17 protein-coding genes are annotated in these 14,521 nt (G+C 49.8%); all 17 read left to right on the top strand.

The features are described from left to right. Positions 1-255: 255 nt before the first annotated feature. The 17 genes from ACETMN_RS27235 (at position 256) to ACETMN_RS27155 (ending at position 14,432) form a co-directional block, all read left to right on the top strand. Complete coding sequence (locus ACETMN_RS27235; RefSeq protein WP_091020893.1) at positions 256-588, top strand: hypothetical protein; 333 nt, start codon at positions 256-258, stop codon at positions 586-588. Positions 589-903: 315 nt separating this feature from the next. Continuing rightward, positions 904-1,725, top strand: coding sequence for a transporter substrate-binding domain-containing protein (locus tag ACETMN_RS27230; RefSeq protein WP_411736443.1), 822 nt, complete (start codon positions 904-906; stop codon positions 1,723-1,725). 23 nt (positions 1,726-1,748) lie between these two features. Continuing rightward, positions 1,749-2,504, top strand: a complete 756-nt coding sequence (locus tag ACETMN_RS27225; protein ID WP_411735392.1) for an amino acid ABC transporter permease — start codon at positions 1,749-1,751, stop codon at positions 2,502-2,504. 89 nt (positions 2,505-2,593) lie between these two features. Beyond that, positions 2,594-3,304 (top strand): amino acid ABC transporter permease, encoded by a 711-nt coding sequence (locus ACETMN_RS27220; RefSeq protein WP_091020896.1) that lies wholly within the window; start codon positions 2,594-2,596, stop codon positions 3,302-3,304. After that, on the top strand, positions 3,301-4,053 hold the full coding sequence (locus ACETMN_RS27215) for an amino acid ABC transporter ATP-binding protein (protein WP_091020897.1): 753 nt from the start codon (positions 3,301-3,303) through the stop codon (positions 4,051-4,053). The genes ACETMN_RS27220 and ACETMN_RS27215 overlap by 4 nt, the downstream gene beginning before the upstream one ends. Before the next feature lie 121 nt (positions 4,054-4,174). Then, the gene (locus ACETMN_RS27210; RefSeq protein WP_017692509.1) at positions 4,175-4,462 is read left to right on the top strand and encodes a hypothetical protein; all 288 of its coding nucleotides are present in this window, start codon (positions 4,175-4,177) and stop codon (positions 4,460-4,462) included. Between the two features lie 23 nt (positions 4,463-4,485). Next, entirely contained in the window at positions 4,486-4,827 is a 342-nt protein-coding gene (locus ACETMN_RS27205) for a hypothetical protein (protein ID WP_017692510.1), read from the top strand. Then, positions 4,824-5,123 carry a hypothetical protein gene (locus ACETMN_RS27200; RefSeq protein WP_017692511.1) on the top strand — a complete coding sequence of 100 codons (300 nt, stop codon included), beginning with the start codon at positions 4,824-4,826 and terminating at the stop codon, positions 5,121-5,123. The genes ACETMN_RS27205 and ACETMN_RS27200 overlap by 4 nt, the downstream gene beginning before the upstream one ends. Before the next feature lies 1 nt (position 5,124). Further along, the gene (locus ACETMN_RS27195) at positions 5,125-5,466 is read left to right on the top strand and encodes a hypothetical protein (RefSeq protein WP_091020898.1); all 342 of its coding nucleotides are present in this window, start codon (positions 5,125-5,127) and stop codon (positions 5,464-5,466) included. Between the two features lie 434 nt (positions 5,467-5,900). Beyond that, positions 5,901-6,995: a glycosyltransferase gene (locus ACETMN_RS27190; protein WP_091020899.1), complete on the top strand. Its 1,095-nt coding sequence runs from the start codon at positions 5,901-5,903 to the stop codon at positions 6,993-6,995. 60 nt (positions 6,996-7,055) lie between these two features. Beyond that, the gene (locus ACETMN_RS27185) at positions 7,056-8,195 is read left to right on the top strand and encodes a glycosyltransferase (RefSeq protein ID WP_091020900.1); all 1,140 of its coding nucleotides are present in this window, start codon (positions 7,056-7,058) and stop codon (positions 8,193-8,195) included. Positions 8,196-8,261: 66 nt separating this feature from the next. Further along, entirely contained in the window at positions 8,262-9,887 is a 1,626-nt protein-coding gene (locus tag ACETMN_RS27180; protein WP_143786602.1) for a glycosyltransferase, read from the top strand. A gap of 14 nt (positions 9,888-9,901) precedes the next feature. Further along, complete coding sequence (wecB, locus tag ACETMN_RS27175; RefSeq protein ID WP_091020928.1) at positions 9,902-10,993, top strand: non-hydrolyzing UDP-N-acetylglucosamine 2-epimerase; 1,092 nt, start codon at positions 9,902-9,904, stop codon at positions 10,991-10,993. Continuing rightward, positions 10,986-11,972, top strand: coding sequence for a polysaccharide biosynthesis protein (locus ACETMN_RS27170; protein WP_017692517.1), 987 nt, complete (start codon positions 10,986-10,988; stop codon positions 11,970-11,972). The genes wecB and ACETMN_RS27170 overlap by 8 nt, the downstream gene beginning before the upstream one ends. Continuing rightward, positions 11,969-12,796, top strand: a complete 828-nt coding sequence (locus ACETMN_RS27165; protein ID WP_036605842.1) for a dTDP-4-dehydrorhamnose reductase family protein — start codon at positions 11,969-11,971, stop codon at positions 12,794-12,796. Before ACETMN_RS27170 ends, ACETMN_RS27165 begins: the two co-directional genes overlap by 4 nt. Beyond that, entirely contained in the window at positions 12,778-13,719 is a 942-nt protein-coding gene (locus ACETMN_RS27160; protein WP_411735391.1) for an NAD-dependent epimerase/dehydratase family protein, read from the top strand. The genes ACETMN_RS27165 and ACETMN_RS27160 overlap by 19 nt, the downstream gene beginning before the upstream one ends. Beyond that, on the top strand, positions 13,716-14,432 hold the full coding sequence (locus ACETMN_RS27155) for a glycosyltransferase (protein WP_091020903.1): 717 nt from the start codon (positions 13,716-13,718) through the stop codon (positions 14,430-14,432). Before ACETMN_RS27160 ends, ACETMN_RS27155 begins: the two co-directional genes overlap by 4 nt. Positions 14,433-14,521: the final 89 nt, after the last annotated feature.

Here is a 14,521-nt window from a genome sequence, read left to right as displayed (position 1 = left end):
ATATATAAAATGATGAAAAACCCGTTTTGAGGAAACAACTTTATTTCTTAACGCGGGTTTTTTATTACCAATTTCATATGTACCAATATCAATATCCTGCCAAATTGGTCTTAATGGAAATGTAAAGCTGTTTTAACATAAAAAAATAAAAATTTTCCCGAAATTTAATCGTTCAGTACTCGCTTTCAGTGGGCTTGTTCCTGTAAGATAGAAGTAATGGATTCCAGCCAAGTACTGAAATAAGGAGAGACGACGATGAACACTAAATCTGATTACGGCGTTTCGTTGCAAATTGATGACTATCTGGATCTTTTGCATTTTGCCATCCAAATTCAGGATCAGGAATGGCAACAATCCCTTATCCGCCAACTCAAAATATTTCAGACGGCGACGGAGCAGCAACGCACACCTGAAGAGGAACTATGGACACGGTTTGATTACATCAACAGCAAACTGACAGGTCTGTGCCACCAGATTCATGCCGCTCATTCCATGGACGAACGCAAGAAGTTCGAGGAACGGATCGGTCTCTTACAATTACAGCGAGTGGAAGTTGCACGTAAAATTAAATGGGCGAGTCGCAGATAGATGAGTAGTGTACACACCAAGTGATGCACCGCCAAAATGGTATAATCAGTGAGAGACATACAGGAAGAAGCCATCCGCCAATGGATATGGGGGATGGCTTTTTCTTGTACTATAGAGAAGTCCTATAACCATATCAGGATGTCCTATTAGTTTAGTTATTGCCCCAAGATGACTTGTAATGATATTCTTTGTTCAACCTAATTCCGACTATACAAGTAAGAATGGTTTGGTAATGGGAAGAGGAATGGGAGTGCACATCATATTCGCTGTGATAACAGCCTGTGGAGGAGATTGAGAATGGTTAAAAAACGGGGGATTCAAAAATTCCGGACAGCACTGCTGTTCATTACAATGCTGGCGGTACTGGCTGGATGCAGCACAGGAACTGCAAGCAATGATTCAGAATCTGCTTCGGCAGCAGGCGACACCAAAGTGAAAAAGATCATTGTAGGAACAGGTACACAGTTCCCGAATGTCTGCTTCATTGATGAGAATGGCAAGTTAACAGGTTATGATGTGGAACTGATCCGGGAGATCGACAAACGTTTGCCTGAGTACGAATTCGAATTCAGCACCATGGATTTCAAAAACCTGCTGCTGAGTCTGGAAACGAAAAAAATTGACCTGATCGCTCACCAGATGGAAGTGAATGATGAGAGACAGGCCAAGTTCCTGTTTAATGATGAAGCCTATAATATTTTTCCAAATAAAATTGTCGTAAGTCAGAAAAATGAGGAAGTAAAATCGATTGAGGATCTCAAAGGGAAAAAACTGATTGTTGGTGCTACAAGTAATGCGGCTGTACTTGCTGAGAAATGGAATGCAGCGAACGGCAACGGGATTGATATCGTTTATTCCGGAGCAGGTGAGGATACCATTACCCAGATCAAAACAGGCCGGGTGGATGCCACCATCAGCACGCAGTTTGCCATTGATTATCAGAATAAGGCGATTGATGCTCAGCTGAAAACGGTAGGAGATGCCCTCTCCAATTCCAAAGTGTACTTCATTCTGAACAAAGATGAGCAGGAGCTCAAAACCAAAGTGGACGAAGCCCTCAAAGCGGTCAAAGAAGATGGAACATTAGGCAAACTGAGCACAGAGTGGCTTGGAGCTGACTATACGGTTGAAGAGTAGTCTGAGAAAGGTGTGCAGCGGTAATGGGAAAATCATTTGATCTGTCATTGGTTCTGGATTTCATCCCGGAACTGCTACGATATTTGCATATAACACTGATTGTACTGGGTGGCTCCATCGTGCTCGGACTGGTGGGCGGCGTGCTTCTGACCGTTCCCCGGCTGTATCGGATTCCGGTACTAAGCCAGTTGGCTACCCTGTACGTCTCATTCATGCGGGGCACACCGATCCTGATCAAATTGTTCCTGGTATATTACGGACTTCCCGAGCTGCTCAAACCCATTGGCATCGACCTGTCGAGAACCGACCCGTTGTTATTTGTCATTGTGACCTATGCACTTAGTGACGCGGCATCCTTTGCCGAGATCTTTCGCGGAGCGGTGCGCAGTGTGGATAAAGGTCAGACGGAAGCTGCCTATGCTGCGGGCATGACCACATTCCAGTCTTTTCGGCGGATTGTTGTTCCGCAGGCACTGATTGTTGCTTTTCCGAACATGGCCAATACGTTAATCGGTTCATTAAAGGATACTTCTTTGGCCTTCTCCATTGGTGTCATGGATATGGTGGGCAGAGGGCAGACGTTAATTTCGGCTACATCGCATGCACTTGAAGTGTATATCAGTCTGTCTGTGGTCTATTATGTCATTGTTATTGTGCTTGAAAAAGGATTTGCCTATGCAGAACGCAGACTCCAGCGTCATGAACGCAAGAGGGTTCTACACAAACCGGCAATTCGAGCCAAACGCCTGAAAGAGGTTGTTCAAAAAGTCCGCTTTTGATTACGAATCATGCCTGGCGGCATCATCAGCATCGAAGATGAAAACCAGACTTTTTGAACTCTCACTGAAACGAATAGCGGGGTGAGCATATGTCGATTGATCTCCAGTTTATCTATACCTCTTTTTTTCAAATCCTGAAGGCATTGCCACTGACACTCGTCATTACGATTGTGCCGTTGATTGCAGGCTTCGGAATCGGTCTGGCTACGGCTCTGATTCGTATCTATCGTGTGCGGTGGATTCACCGCATTGCTGACTTCTACGTTTCATTCCTGCGTGGAACACCGATGCTGATGCATCTGTTCCTCATCTATTACGGCATTCCGATGATTATCGATAAGCTGGCGGAACGTTACGCTTGGGCTTTCCAATCCTCATCGATCCCAATTCTCGTATTTGTACTGATTGCCTTCTCGCTCACCGCGGGTGCCTATATGTCCGAGATTATCCGTTCTGGCATTCTAGCTGTGGATATCGGCCAGATGGAAGCCGCTCACGCTGTGGGTATGAGCACATTCCAGGCTTTGAGGCGCATCATCATCCCTCAAGCGATCGGGGCGGTCTTGCCTAATTTGTGCAGCATGTTTGTCGGGTTCCTGCATGGATCAACACTCGCTTTTACCGTATCTCAGATGGACATCCTCGGTAAAGCGGATGTGGTGGCATCCGTCAGTCTGAAATTTTTGGAGGCCTTTATCGCCGCCGCGTTTATCTACTGGGGGCTGACCATCATTGCCGAGCGGATCACCGCTTTGCTTGAGCGTCGGGTTGCCGTGTACAGCAAAGGAGGCGTGTCATGATTACATTAACGAACATACACAAAACATTTGGCAAGCAGGAAGTATTGAAGGGAATTGATCTGACTGTTGAACAGGGCGATGTCGTTGCGATCCTTGGACCGAGCGGATCAGGTAAAACAACGCTGCTGCGCTGCGTCAATTTTCTGGAACGTGCCGATGAGGGCGAGGTTCAGATCAGTGGATTAAGCGTCGATTGCAAGCATGCACGCAAACATGACATTGTGCAGTTGAGACGAAAAACGGCGATGGTGTTCCAGCATTATAATCTGTTCAAACACAAGACTGTGCTGGATAACGTCACGGAAGGTTTAATTATTGCCCAGAAAATGTCCAAAGCTGATGCCCGTACTCGTGCCTTGCGTGTGCTTGAACAAGTCGGACTGTCTGCCAAAATCAATGAGTATCCAAGTATGTTGTCTGGTGGGCAACAGCAACGAGTGGGCATCGCCAGAGCACTGGCACTGAATCCCGAAGTGATTTTGTTTGATGAACCGACATCAGCGCTGGACCCCGAGCTTGTGGGTGAGGTGTTGTCTGTCATCCGCTCCATTGCTCAGGAGGGGATCACCATGATTGTAGTCACCCATGAAATGGGGTTTGCCCGTGAGGTGGCCAATCGGGTTGTTTTCATGGATGGAGGTTCCGTTGTGGAGGAAGGAACCCCGGAAGAGGTGTTTGTACGTCCAAAGCAGGAACGTACTCGCCAATTCCTCAGTCGATATTCTTCCGACTGGAGTTATGTCATCTGACGATATAGGCGCAAGCTGTAGTAACTGACGATCCCGGCCCGGCATATGCTGTAACAGGCAAATGCTGATAGGCCGGGTTTTTCTATGGGTGAAGCAGGCCGTGACGGTAAGGAGGAGGATCATGCAGAGCAAAATCGATGAAATTATCACACATATTGCACACTCTCACCAGCAGATCGCACGTGTGCTGGATGCCAAACGCCAAGTCGCTGTACGCATGTCTGAAATCATCAATCATTTGCCAGATATCGAACCGGAGTTGGATGGCGTTGACGGTCTGCTGGATAGCTCTGGGCAAATCAACAAAAGCATTATCTCTTACTTGGGGGGCCTTGCAGATCTGGAAGAGGCTGTAGCCGAAACGCTGACCCAAGTCATGCGGGAGATCGCGGTTCAAGAAGAAGAATAAGCCCGGAAGGCGGGTGAAGGAACATGAGTAGAGAACAGAGTCTCATTCTGATGCTGGACGCAGCAGCCAAAATGCAGTGGAATATTGCCCTGATCCTGGAGGCAAAAGCGATTGAGGCCGAGAAGGTACGGAACTGGACGCTGAATCATTTGAATGGGGATACCTTTCTGACGCATGGGGATCAGGTAGGCGAGCCGCTCAAAATGCATGATCAGCTGGTGGAATTGCTGGAAGGATTAACCCGGATGGAGACCGGACTGTGCAACAATCTCAAAGCGGTGATGGTGCAGAACGATAGCGAAGATGGCGGCGGTATGGACGGTGGCATGTTTGGCGGCATGGATCTGGGAGACATGGGAAAATGAGTCTGATGCGGCGTGAGCAGGAAGCCAAACTGGCGCTCATTGAATCCATTGCACACAGTCAGCAGGCGCTGGCACGCATTCTGGACAGTGTAGCCAGTGTAACCGCTCATTCGGAAGTATCCGCCCGCAGTCTGGCCGAGAACATTCGTTTGCTGAGTCGCTATCAGGCAGAAATGTCTCGTATGGTTACGGGAATCAGGCTGGCCCGAATCCAGCATGGGGAGCCTGGCTTGCCGTGGCTCAAAGACCCCGGGTGTGCAATTCGTATCGTTCGGGACATACAGGAGGAATGTTGACATGTTAAAGAAGAAGAAAATAAGACTGAGAACCAAAAGAGCTTTGTTAATCCGTGGAGCCCGTCTGCGCAAAATTCGCAAGCTGCGTGCGCTCAGAGCCAAACGTGTTCTTCACAAACGTCCACTTAAAGGACGCAGTGCGTGGCTCAAAAAAAAGAAACGTGCGGTACGGCGGCACCGGAGTCCAAAGGCCGTACAACCAGTCGTCCCGGCTACCCCTACCGATCCGAACCCGGACGGTGCTTACAGCCAGGGATACAACGAGGCGTACAACGAGGGATTCAACGCGGGTTTCGCCAAGGGATTCGAGGACGGACATCAGCTGGCGTACAAAGCACAGTAACCGAGTAGACAGGATTATTTCTGCATGGAATGATATCTGTCTTATAGTGCCGGTTCAAAAAGACCGGTTTTCAGTACCGAGAAGATGGGATGAAGCTGAAATGGAGTAGCGGAGCGTAGAGAAGACTACGTGAGCAACGGACATTTCGGCTGAATTTCATATTCGATGCTGGTGATGCCGATAGGCATCCTTCGTAATCAAAAGCGGACTTTTTGAACATCCTCTAACAAATAGCCAGGGGGGCAGATCCCTCCGGGCTATTTGCATCGCCGCAAAAGCGGACATGCCCGTACAGGCGGATGTGGAGGGCAAGCGCCAATTTTGCGCCTTGCAGGACACCCGTCCATGATGCATCTGACCCCGAGGCATATCCTTTAGAGGGAAGACCAATCTCGGGGAGAGTCTGGAAGTGAGATCTCCTGAAGGAAGACAGGGTGAAGAATGTGGCAAAACGAAAGCACCGTCCGCTGACCGAAGCGGAAACGGCTTACCGCGGCGGATATGCAGAAGGCCGCAGATTCGGCGGCTGTCAGGCCATGATGGAGCGGGTGCAGATGTTTGAACCGACCCTGCGGGACATGAAAGTGTTATATATCCCGCAAGGATTCGATGCCATCGATGAAGGTGTCACCTTGGCTCTGCAGCAATCTGTACGTGAATGCGTTGTTGGATCGCCAGCAGCGATGTTGCAGGAAGCCAGTCAGCATCGGCCCGATGTTGTGCTCGTCATGAATGGTCTGCATGTATTTCCCGCAGATCATGTGGAGCAGGTGAATGGCATACGTGCACTCGGTATCCGAACTGCCGTGTGGTTTGTGGATGATCCGTATTTCACCGAAGATACAACGTCCCTTTGCCAGCACTATGATGTCGTGTTCACGCATGAAGAGGCCGCGGTGCCCTTCTATCTGGCACATGGAGCGAACCAGGTCATCTATATGCCACTCGCGGTGAATCCAGGCATGTTTCAACCGCGGCGCGCGGCACCGCAGCATCAGCACGACATTTGTTTTATCGGTACCGGATTCTGGAACCGGATTGCCTTGTTTGATGAGCTGGCCCCTTTTCTTGCGGACAAAAAGGTATTCATTGCGGGTAGCCAGTGGAATCGGTTGGCACGCTTTGATGTACTAGGCCGTTTCATCCACGAAGGATGGATTGCTCCTGGAGAGACAGTGGATTATTACAATGGCGCCAAGATTGTCATTAACATTCACCGGACTTGCGAGAATGGGGAAGACAATCGCAACACACATCATCTTGAAGGTCACTCGATTAATCCACGCACGTATGAGATTAGCGCATGTGGCACAATGCAGATTACGGATGCACGTGCAGATTTACCCCGTTATTATAAGCCGGGATATGACATCGAGACGTTCACCAACGCAGCAGAACTTCAGCGCAAGATCCACTATTATCTGAAGCATGAAGAAGAACGACAGGCGATGGCGTGGCGTGGACTTCTCACCACGATGAACCAGCATACATTCACTCGCCGGATCGGTCAGTTGCTGGAACATTTGTAATCCCAGTCTGAAGTGCAGCATTAACAAGAACCCTATCCCAAAAAATAAAGGAGTGGCGGTATGTCTCTCAAACACCGTAAAACCAAAAAGGTTCATGCACCCGTACTGAGCCTGGCTGATCAAGCACGCAAAAATGGGCAACATGCCGGATATGACGCAGGTAAGGAAGAAGGATATCTGCGCGGTCGCGCCAACTATATTGTGAATTGTGCACAGGAACCGTTGCCTTTCCGACAGCTTCACGTGCTGTATGTATCCTCGGGTAAAGGCTTCCCTTACTCCCCGTTGGATGAGGCCATTATGGCCACGCTACAGGGTATGGTAGCTCAAGTAACCCTCTCTGATCCGCGTCAACCGGTTTCTGAAATTGCGCTGCAGACGCGTCCTGATCTTGTGCTTGTGCTGGATGGAATGGATATCCCCATCGAGCATATCGATGCGATTCGCCAAGCAGGCATTCAGACGGCGATCTGGCTCACGGATGACCCGTATTATACAGATATGACGCTGGATATTGTGACACATTTTGACCATGTCTTCACGTTAGAACTGAACTGTATTGATCTATATCGACAAATCGGCTGCGCGTCAGTTCACTACCTCCCTTTTGCCGCATTCACTAATCATTACTTTCCGATTACAACACCTTCCCCGTTAAAACGGGATGTCAGCTTTATCGGCTCGGCCTATTGGAACCGGGTATACTTCTTCAATCCAATCATGCCTCAGTTGATGTCACACAATACGGTATTTAACGGAATCTGGTGGGACCGTCTGCCTGACTATACTGCCTATGGAGAGAAGATTGAGCTCGGGCGCTGGATGAGTCCGCCGGAGACCAATGATGTGTACAATGGCACCAAAATTGTCATCAACCTGCATCGATCCCACGAAGATGATTCCGTCAATAATAATCACCTCAAAATCCCGCCAGCTTCACCGAACCCGAGAACGTTTGAAATTGCCGCGTCCACGACGCTACAGCTGACCGACGCCCGGGATGACATTGCGCGTTTCTACAAACCGGGTGTGGAGATTGAGACATATTCCTCGCCGCAGGAGTTACTCGACAAAGTGGAATATTATCTTACTCATGAAAAGGAACGCCGTGAGATTGCACTTCGTGGACTTGAACGTACACTGAAAGACCACACGTATGGCAAAAGAATTAATGAAATGTTAACCATCATATTCCCTTAATTCTGGCCGGGAGGAGGTGTGCACAGTACCCTGTATCCGATACCCGTTTACAGGGTCCGTGCGGCCATGGCAACGAAACCAAAGATGATGTTATTTTCACATGTGTGCAATACTCGCAGCATTACAGGCGCCGAGAAGCTGCTGCTTCATTTTATGAGAGAGATCGGTGCGATCTTTGAATGTGTGCTCGTAGTCCCTCAGGAGGGGAAGCTTGCGGGGCTTGCGCGGAGATTCGGCATTCAGGTCAAAATATGCACTCTGCCGATGCTTCACGGTGTGTACACACCTTACCTGGGCATTGCAGATGATGCAGAGCAGCTTCGCCATACACCAGCATATCAGGAAGTGGTCTCTCTAATACGAGAGACTGCTCCCGATCTCGTGTTAACGAATACCTGTGTCAATGTGATGCCGGCAGTAGCGGCGAAGTCGCTTCAGATTCCGATTATCTGGAAGATTACCGAGATCATTCATACGAATGAACATACAACCGAGGCAATCCAGATGATTGGCCGTTACGCGGATTGGATTATCGGTATATCCGAGACAGCGGTAGCCCCATTCCAAGAAGCCGGCATGGGTGACAAAGTGACCATCATATCCCCAACTTGGGAACCCGCGCTACCAGCACCGGACCGCTGGGTTCATCTGCGCGAACGCAAGCGTAAAGAGCTCGGTTTCAAATCATCGCAGACCTGTATCGGTTATATTTCTTCATTTATATATGATGCCAAAGGGTTGAAACCTTTTGTGGATATGGCTTTGAGAATCTGTGAAACACATTCGCGCTGTCGCTTCTGGATCATCGGGGCAGCATCGGATAAAAAGTATTACGACGAGTGTGTATCACGGGTGAAAAAATCCGGGTATTCACGCCGGTTTACCTTCACCACATTTGAAGAGAACGTATCTCTGGCATATACCGCGATGGATATCCTGGTCATCCCAAGCATGGTCAAAGAAGGATTTGGCATGACCGCACTGGAGGGGCTCTATTTTGCCAAACCGGTCATCGCTTTCGCTCAGGGTGGACTGAAGGAATTAATGGAATCCGTAGGCAGTGATGCATTTTTGGCCCCGCCGGGTGATACCGAAGCGCTTGTCACTTTGGCAACAACCTTGCTGAATGATGCAGAGCTGGCCTCAAATACGGGGTGGCGTAATCGGACAGAAGCGGAAAGGCTCTACGGCGTTGAAACCTACCGAACGAAACTGCATACGATGGTGACACAGTGGTTATTGCGTTTTCCCGGATGGTTTGCTTATATCCAACCTCCGAATGGACCTGTGTATACCCATGGGGAGGGAGGACTACGCACTGTACTGGTCCTGGAGCCGACTACGGTTCGAGCACTATTATTCCCACTGACCGTCATACAGGCGTTACCACATTCCTCATTACCTCCAATCGCATTGGGGCACGATGCTCCTGTTGCCTCAGGTACTGGCCCGGCTGCAAAGCCGGTTCAACAGAGGGGCAAAACGCGGAAACGTCGTCGCAAGCCACTTGCACCTCATTCTCGCCGAGACCGTGAGGGGCTGAAGCGTGCTTCCGGAACTGGCAGACGTAAGAGGAAAACTCGTACAACGAAGGGACCACGTCCGCATATGGGGAAATCGGCTAGTCGCAGACGCAAATCTGCCAAAGCGGGACGTAGCCGAGCAGGGCGCAAGGGTTCCAATACAAGATGAAGGCAGGGATTACGATGAAGATCATGACGGTGCTGGGTACGAGACCTGAGATCATACGGCTCAGCCTGATCATCTCCAAGCTGGACCAGTACGCGTCCAAACATATTCTGGTGCATACGGGACAGAACTTCACGGAAAGTCTCAGCGGTCTCTTTTTCAAGGAAATGGGCCTGCGCGCACCGGATTACGTTCTTCAGGATGAAGCGGCCACTCTGGGACGACAGTTATCCTCGATGTTTACGCAGATGGAAGATCTGATATTGCAGGAGAAACCCGATAAATTGCTGTTGCTTGGTGATACCAATAGCGCATTATGTGCAATATTGGCTGAGCGCATGGGTGTTCCTGTTATTCATATGGAAGCAGGTAATCGTTGCTTCGACCTGGATGTGCCTGAGGAGAAAAATCGTAAGGTTATTGATGCCATTTCCACCGTTAATATGCCTTACACGGAACAGAGCAAGAAACATTTGGTCAGTGAAGGGGTACCAAGCAGGCGCATCGTGCTCACGGGCAATCCCATCTATGAAGTAATGCAGCACTACGACGCGCAAGTAAGTTCCAGCAAAATACTCAAAAAGCTCAAGCTGAAGTCCGGGCAATACTTCCTGGTTACTGCGCATCGAGCCGAGAATGTGGATCATGCCCCTCATTTGCTGGAGATTATGAAAGGACTGAACCAGGTCGCAGAGGAACACGGGTTGCGTGTGATCTGCAGTATTCATCCGCGTACCGCGATCCGGATTGCGGAGCATCTGAAACTGGAGATGAACCCGCTGGTGGAGTTTCACGAGCCGTTTGGATTCTTCGACTTTGTAATGCTTGAACGTCATGCACGCTGTGCACTTACGGATAGCGGTACCGTGCAGGAGGAGTGTTGCATTATGGGCGTGCCGACCGTAACGATGCGTCGAACTACCGAGCGGCCGGAAACGGTCGATTGCGGCAGCAATGTAGTCTCCGGTCTGGATGCCGCGCGCATCGCTGATTGCGTGAGAGTCATGACAAAGATGTCTAGCGACTGGGATTGCCCGCAAGGTTACAAAGCCACAGATGTATCCAGTAAAGTGGTTAAATTTCTGCTTGGAGGGAAAATGCATGTTTGAAAATAAGCGTATACTCGTGACTGGCGGTACGGGATCATGGGGTTATGAACTTGTGGCTCAACTACTGCCCCAGCAGCCCAAAGAAATTATTGTATATTCCCGGAACGAGTCCAGCCAAGTGGCCATGAGTCGTGAATTTGAAGACCCACGTCTTCATTTCCGGATTGGAGATATTCGTGACAAGGACGCCTTGACGGCGGCTTGCCAGCATGTGGACTATGTATTTCATCTGGCTGCGCTCAAGCATGTTCCGGTGTGTGAAGACCAACCATACGAAGCACTCAAAACCAATGTAATTGGTACACAAAACGTAATTGAGGCTGCTATTGAGAACAAGGTGGAAAAAGTGATCTATATCTCGACAGACAAGGCTGCCAATCCGTCCAACTTCTATGGCATGACAAAAGCGATCGGCGAGAAATTAATTGTATATGCAAACTTGTTACACAGCGATACCAAGTTTGTTACGGTACGGGGTGGGAATGTACTGGGAACAAACGGCAGTGTGGTACATCTGTTCAAGAATCAGATTCGTCAGAAAGGCCAGGTCTCCATCACGGATATGAGCATGACTCGGTTCTTTCTCACGCTAAAGGATGCAATTACCCTGCTGTTCAAAGCCTCGGTGGAAAGTGTCGGCGGAGAGATCTTTGTCATGACGATGCCTACCTGCAAAATCGTTGATCTCGCGGAAGTGCTGATTGAGGATTCCGGTGTGGAGAATGTGAGCATTGTGGAACGAGGCATTCGTCCAGGGGAGAAAATCCATGAAATATTGATGAGTGAATTCGAGAGCATGACCACCGTTGTCTACGATGAGCAGTACCTGGTTATTCTGCCTACCCTGGGTATACCGGGTCTGCGTGAACATTATACCAATTGTCCCCCGGTCTCCTTTAACAGTTTCAGTTCTGAACACCAACTCATGACCAAAGAGGAGATTCGTGAAATTCTGAAACGCGGAGGATTCTTGTCATGAAACTGCTGATACTTGGTGGAAACGGAATGGCCGGCCATATTTTGGTCGACTATTTCCGCCGTCAAGGTGTACACAGCGTCTTCTACACATCTCGGGATGTAACGGACCCCAATGGTCTGCTCCTGGATGTGAACGACAGCTTCATGGTTGATCGATTGGTAGAAGCTGTGCACCCGGATGTGATTATTAATGCTGTAGGTGTGTTGAACAACTTCGCAGATGAGGACAAAATTACTGCATATCATATTAACGGATTCCTGCCACATCGTCTGCGGCGGGTTGCTGATACGATTGGTGCACGCCTGATTCATATCAGCACGGACTGTGTGTTCAGCGGGGAACGGGGAGCATACCGGGAAGATGATGTTACGGATGGGACTTCAGCTTACGCCATCACCAAAGCACTTGGCGAAGTTCAGGATGAAGGTCATCTGACGATCCGTACATCCATCATTGGACCCGAGATTCGGCAGGGCGGCATTGGTCTGATGCAATGGTTTATGTCCAGCACAGGTGAAGTCGGGGGGTATACCCGCGTATTCTGGAACGGTGTGACCACACTTGAGCTGGCCAAATGGGTAGACCATTACCTGGCCTCCTCGGTTAGTGGTCTGATCCACCTAGCTCATCCGGCACCTGTCAGCAAGCATGATCTGCTTGTATTGTTCAAGCAGACCTGGGATAAGCAGGATGTGACGATTGTGCGTGATGACAGTGTAGTGCAAGACCGTACGCTGGTGTCCACTCGCGAGGATGTGAAGACAGACCTGCCGGATTATTCTACAATGCTGAAGGAGTTGGCATTATGGATGGAGCAGAGCTGAGAGGCAAGAAAGTGCTAATTACAGGCGCCTCCGGTTTTACCGGGCGACATGCCGTATCTTATTTTCGGGAAGTTGGTGCAGTGGTTGCGGCGGTAGTCCGGAGGCCGGATGTGTATTCATTTGGTAAAGGTGCACAAGTCCATGTCTGTGATCTGAACGATAAACAGCAAGTGCGTCATCTGATCGGCGAGGTGCAGCCCGACTATGTGCTGCATCTCGCTGGCAAAAATTCAGTGCCTGATTCGTGGTCTGATCCGCTACTGGTCCTGGAGACCAATGTGATGGCCGTGCTGTATCTGCTGGATGCGCTTCGCAGTTGTCCGACAGCACGAACCGTTATTGTAGGATCAAGGTTAAAATATACGCCGGAACCTGGCCGGATTCCCCAGCCTCCGCATCCATACAGTCTCAGTAAAGCGCTGGAAGAGATGGTGTCCTTGTCGTGGATGTCGCTCTTCGGACAACAGATCATGCTGGCGGAGCCGGGCAATCTGATTGGTGCGGGTCCTTCTACAGGCATCTGTTCCCTGCTTGCGCGCCATGTTGTTGCCTGTGAGCAGGCGGGCAAAACGGAGGCATTCCGTCTGTCCGGACGGGACAATACCCGTGACTTTCTCGATGTGCGGGATGCAGTCAGAGCGTATGCAACCCTCCTGATACAGGGGTCCAGCGGTACAGTATACCCGGTGGTGTCTGGCGTCGAGCGCAGTCTAGGTGAAATTGCAGATCTGCTCTTGTCCATGACAGAAGCGGAAGTCCCTGTTCGCTGGGATGGGGCATCATCTGGTCCGGACGGTTCGGGGAAACAGGAGGAATTATCACTGCTGCGCAAGCTTGGCTGGCAGCCGATGATTCCATTCGCCACATCACTTCAGGATATCCTGAGTGATGTTCGTGCCCAGCAAGGGAGGACGACAAGTTGAATCCGAGAGTATCCATTGTCATTCCATTCTATAACTGTCCTTATGTGCCTCAGGCGATTCAGAGTGCGCTGAACCAGACGTATCCCGATGTGGAAATCGTTGTTGTGAATGACGGTTCAACCCGGCATGCAGAGTTGCTTCAACCCTATCTTCCTTATATTCATGTGCTTGGCAAAAGCAATGGCGGGACGGCTTCGGCACTTAATCACGGCATCCGCCATGCCTCAGGTGATTATGTAGCTTGGCTCAGTTCGGATGATTATCTGTATCCGGATAAAATTCGTTATCAGCTGGAGTTTATGCAGCGTGAGAATGTGCTGGTCTCACATACAAATTTTCACTATATCAACGAGCATTCGGCCGTTACCAGAATGCATGGTGGGCCTGAACCGATGTCGGATATGGATATACTACGACGGTTTGTTAACGGCAATCCGGTGAATGGCTGCACGGTCATGATTCGCAAGGATCTCTTTAGCGGAGTAGGGCTGTTCGATGAACTTCTGCCCTACACGCATGATCTGGATCTCTGGATGCGTATTGTACTGAACGGTCATCGGTTCCCATACCTGAACGAACCGCTTACTGCCTATCGGTGGCATGGGGGAATGGGATCGGTACGTCATGCGGATGTCATTGGCAAAGAGGCATCCATGGTATGGTCCAGATATCGGGAACCGCTGTTGCAGCGAATAGCGACGCTTGGCGGGTAGCGTAGGGAGGGCAGTTATGAAAGCCAAAAGATGGCTGATTAACGCCCTCTTTGCGCAGCATTTTACCTAAGACAGTAAGAGGAGGGGAA

The organism is Paenibacillus sp. M2 (assembly GCF_046713495.1).
Classification (GTDB): Bacteria; Bacillota; Bacilli; order Paenibacillales; family Paenibacillaceae; genus Paenibacillus; species Paenibacillus amylolyticus_B.
This window is presented reverse-complemented; position numbering and strand designations above follow the sequence as displayed.

What these genes read in the sequence shown, in the direction of transcription:
- ACETMN_RS27235 (WP_091020893.1), top strand. Translation starts at nt 256, where the DNA reads ATGAACACTAAATCTGATTACGGCGTTTCGTTGCAAATTGATGACTAT.
- ACETMN_RS27225 (WP_411735392.1), top strand. Translation starts at nt 1,749, where the DNA reads ATGGGAAAATCATTTGATCTGTCATTGGTTCTGGATTTCATCCCGGAA.
- ACETMN_RS27220 (WP_091020896.1), top strand. Translation starts at nt 2,594, where the DNA reads ATGTCGATTGATCTCCAGTTTATCTATACCTCTTTTTTTCAAATCCTG.
- ACETMN_RS27215 (WP_091020897.1), top strand. Translation starts at nt 3,301, where the DNA reads ATGATTACATTAACGAACATACACAAAACATTTGGCAAGCAGGAAGTA.
- ACETMN_RS27210 (WP_017692509.1), top strand. Translation starts at nt 4,175, where the DNA reads ATGCAGAGCAAAATCGATGAAATTATCACACATATTGCACACTCTCAC.
- ACETMN_RS27205 (WP_017692510.1), top strand. Translation starts at nt 4,486, where the DNA reads ATGAGTAGAGAACAGAGTCTCATTCTGATGCTGGACGCAGCAGCCAAA.
- ACETMN_RS27200 (WP_017692511.1), top strand. Translation starts at nt 4,824, where the DNA reads ATGAGTCTGATGCGGCGTGAGCAGGAAGCCAAACTGGCGCTCATTGAA.
- ACETMN_RS27195 (WP_091020898.1), top strand. Translation starts at nt 5,125, where the DNA reads ATGTTAAAGAAGAAGAAAATAAGACTGAGAACCAAAAGAGCTTTGTTA.
- ACETMN_RS27185 (WP_091020900.1), top strand. Translation starts at nt 7,056, where the DNA reads ATGTCTCTCAAACACCGTAAAACCAAAAAGGTTCATGCACCCGTACTG.
- ACETMN_RS27180 (WP_143786602.1), top strand. Translation starts at nt 8,262, where the DNA reads ATGGCAACGAAACCAAAGATGATGTTATTTTCACATGTGTGCAATACT.
- wecB (WP_091020928.1), top strand. Translation starts at nt 9,902, where the DNA reads ATGAAGATCATGACGGTGCTGGGTACGAGACCTGAGATCATACGGCTC.
- ACETMN_RS27170 (WP_017692517.1), top strand. Translation starts at nt 10,986, where the DNA reads ATGTTTGAAAATAAGCGTATACTCGTGACTGGCGGTACGGGATCATGG.
- ACETMN_RS27165 (WP_036605842.1), top strand. Translation starts at nt 11,969, where the DNA reads ATGAAACTGCTGATACTTGGTGGAAACGGAATGGCCGGCCATATTTTG.
- ACETMN_RS27160 (WP_411735391.1), top strand. Translation starts at nt 12,778, where the DNA reads ATGGATGGAGCAGAGCTGAGAGGCAAGAAAGTGCTAATTACAGGCGCC.